This window comes from Azospirillum sp. UFLA03-27 (assembly GCF_059803775.1).
This window is the reverse complement of record NZ_JAUQTX010000456.1, coordinates 1-2,195: the sequence shown is the minus strand read 5'-3', so window position 1 is coordinate 2,195 and position 2,195 is coordinate 1. Positions and strand designations below refer to the sequence as shown.

Below are 2,195 nucleotides of genomic sequence, written 5' to 3'. Positions count from 1 at the left end.
GCGTATAATCGTCGGCAGCGTCAGATGTGTATAAGAGACAGGGCGTGTATCCAGGCCGTCTGGAAGGCGGTCAAAGCCTCGTTCAGTTCGCCGCGCAGCGGCTCGGACGGGCAGCGCAGGTAGCGGTCCAGCAGGGCGTGCAGGGCTTCGGCGGAAGGGGGCAGGGTTGCGGGCATGGGGCGGTTCCGTGATCGGCGTGGTCCGGCACCGCAGCCATAAACGCAAGGGGCTGGAAAAGAAAGGCTCCGCCGCTTCAGGGAGCGCGGCGGAGCCTGTCGAGGAGGCACAATCCCCTGTGCTGCCTGACTTCAAACACGCTCGCCGGGCCACCGGTTCCATCTTCCCTTCCGGGGTGACCCGCAAGGAAGCGGTCCGAAAGCCGGGACGATGTGTTGACAGCCGCAGGACGGGCTCTCGCGTCGGAAAGGGAAACGCATCGTGGGGAACGGATTCCGGAAGGCGTCGCAGGTCATTTATTTCCTGGCGACCGGCGTGTTGATGCTGTTCGCCATGGTGTTCATCGGCGTGGCCGCCTATGCGGTGTTTCACAGCCTTCTGCTGCTCGACATCGAGGCGACGACTCACGGGCTGTTGGACGGCGTGGGCATGATCGTGCTGGCCATTGCCGTCTTCGAGATCGCCAAGTATCTCTATGAAGAGGAGTTGGAGCACGATCGTGAGTTGCGGCACGCCGACGAGGCCCGCCGCACTCTGACCAAGTTCCTGACCACCATCATCATCGCCGCCAGCCTGGAAGGGCTGGTGCTGGTGTTCGAGGCGCGGACCTCGGACATGAGCGACATGGTGTATCCGGCCATCCTCCTGATGGTCATCGTCTTCATGGTGCTCGGGCTTGGGCTCTACCAGCTGATCAGCCGACGGGCGGAGACCATCGACCCGAAGGAGGGGGATTCCTGACCGCCCCTCGCGTTCCAACATTGCTGGGAGGAGTTGTTGATCCCTCCCAGCCAGAGCGGAGCGCCCCCATGTTCGACCCCGCCCAGATCGGCCGCATCTCTCCCGTGGAGCAGGCCGACGCCCTGCGCACCCTGATCGCCGTCTTCGCCACCGCGGTGGTGCGGCCCGGCGAGAAGGCGCCGCGCAACGCCGTCAGCGCCGAGATCGTCGACATCCTCGACGAGGTGCCGGCGGAAAGGGTGGAGGCGGTGGCCCAGCTCTTCACCATGATGGCGCTGCGGCTGCGGCGGAAGGGGCGGCCGCGCCGCACCGCCTTCCGCCTGACGCTGGAAACGGCGTTGCTTGCCCGCTCCTACGTCGGGGAGCCGGCGCCGCAGAACGAGACCAGCTACCTGTCGTCCGACCGGCCCGGCCTGGGGACGATCGACCATGCCTGCAACGAGATGCTGGAGCGCATGGCCGGCGTGCCGGATGAAGAGCAGCGGGCGTGGCTGACCGCGCAGGTGATCGCCACCGGCCTGATCGACGCCGATCGCCGCCACCGGCTGGGCGGCCCGGACCGCGACCTGGGTGACATGGCGGTGGCGGAGTTCCTGCTGCGCACGGCGGCCCAGTATCTCGCGGCCACCGCTGTCCGCACCCCGCCGGGCGATAGCAAGGGCTGAGGCCAGCGGGGCGGGCTCATTGCAGGGCGATGATCGCGGCCATGGTTGCGTAGCGCTCGATCGACTGGGAGGAGGGCGAGCGCATCGCTTGCCGGGTGATGGCGAGCTGGTTCTCGTGCGAGACTGGCTGGCGCACCCCCAGATGGGCGACAACCTTGGCGAGCGGCACGACGTGGGCCGAGGACAATTCCCAGTTCACGATGGCACCGCCTGCCGGGCGCCCGGGCGTGACGGCGGACTGCGCGACCCGCAGAGTGATGGAGGACGCCAGCGACTCCAGCCCGGTCACCGGAACGAAATACAGCGTGAAGCTCCGCGAGGTGGGGCGCCAGGGCTCCGCCGCCCGGCAATCGGGGAAGGCGAGGCCGGTCTGATCGTGGAACAGGCGCTGGAGCGCCGCGAGCGGGCTGGTGACGCTCTCGTAGCCGCCGCCGGGAACCGCCCATTGACCTGCGGCGTCGACGATCCGCGGTTCCGCCGGGCCACGGCCCCACCAAGTGCTGACCTCGCGCCGCCGGACGATCAGGACCTTCGTACCCTCCAGAAACGCCACATGGACATGGCGCATCGCCTGTCTCTTATACACATCTGACGCTGCCGACGATTATACGC

At 67.5% G+C, this 2,195-nt stretch carries 4 protein-coding genes; 2 read left to right on the top strand and 2 right to left on the bottom strand.

The window, feature by feature from the left end; all coding sequences use genetic code 11:
- Positions 1-20: 20 nt before the first annotated feature.
- Positions 21-176: a hypothetical protein gene (locus tag Q4I23_RS32260; RefSeq protein ID WP_498528945.1), complete on the bottom strand. Its 156-nt coding sequence runs from the start codon at positions 174-176 to the stop codon at positions 21-23.
- Between the two features lie 262 nt (positions 177-438).
- Here Q4I23_RS32260 and Q4I23_RS32255 point away from each other — a divergent pair, with 262 nt between their 5' ends.
- Entirely contained in the window at positions 439-918 is a 480-nt protein-coding gene (locus Q4I23_RS32255) for a hypothetical protein (protein ID WP_237903830.1), read from the top strand.
- Between the two features lie 68 nt (positions 919-986).
- The gene (locus tag Q4I23_RS32250) at positions 987-1,583 is read left to right on the top strand and encodes a hypothetical protein (RefSeq protein ID WP_237903829.1); all 597 of its coding nucleotides are present in this window, start codon (positions 987-989) and stop codon (positions 1,581-1,583) included.
- A 16-nt stretch (positions 1,584-1,599) separates the two neighbouring features.
- On the opposite strand, the gene Q4I23_RS32245 is transcribed toward Q4I23_RS32250, so the two are convergent.
- Positions 1,600-2,169, bottom strand: coding sequence for an NUDIX hydrolase (locus tag Q4I23_RS32245; protein ID WP_498528944.1), 570 nt, complete (start codon positions 2,167-2,169; stop codon positions 1,600-1,602).
- Positions 2,170-2,195 lie beyond the last annotated feature (26 nt).

Bases quoted from the DNA above. Each gene is read 5' to 3' on its own strand.
- Q4I23_RS32260 (WP_498528945.1), bottom strand. From the start codon at position 176: ATGCCCGCAACCCTGCCCCCTTCCGCCGAAGCCCTGCACGCCCTGCTG.
- Q4I23_RS32250 (WP_237903829.1), top strand. From the start codon at position 987: ATGTTCGACCCCGCCCAGATCGGCCGCATCTCTCCCGTGGAGCAGGCC.